Below are 303 nucleotides of genomic sequence, written 5' to 3' on the forward strand. Positions count from 1 at the left end.
CACCAGGCTGATCAGCATCAGGTGGTTGTCGGTGCCGCCGGAAACCACGTCGTAGCCGCGCCCGATGAACACCTCGGCCATCGCCTTGGCGTTGCGGATCACCTGCGCCTGGTAGTCCTTGAAGCCCGGCTCCAGCGCTTCCTTGAAGCACACCGCCTTGGCCGCGATCACGTGCATCAGCGGGCCGCCCTGGGCGCCGGGGAATACCGCGGAGTTGAGCTTCTTCTCGATCTCCTCGTTGGCGCGCGCCAGGATCAGGCCCCCGCGCGGGCCGCGCAGGGTCTTGTGGGTGGTGGTGGTGAC

Annotated in this window: 1 pseudogene; it reads right to left on the reverse strand. The window is 67.7% G+C overall.

Annotated features, from left to right (window positions below):
• A pseudogene (glyA, locus tag HMPREF2924_RS11955) lies at positions 1-303 on the reverse strand (serine hydroxymethyltransferase); the annotation flags it as partial.

It is taken from the genome of Pseudomonas sp. HMSC063H08 (assembly GCF_001813645.1).
Taxonomy (GTDB): Bacteria; Pseudomonadota; Gammaproteobacteria; order Pseudomonadales; family Pseudomonadaceae; genus Pseudomonas; species Pseudomonas aeruginosa.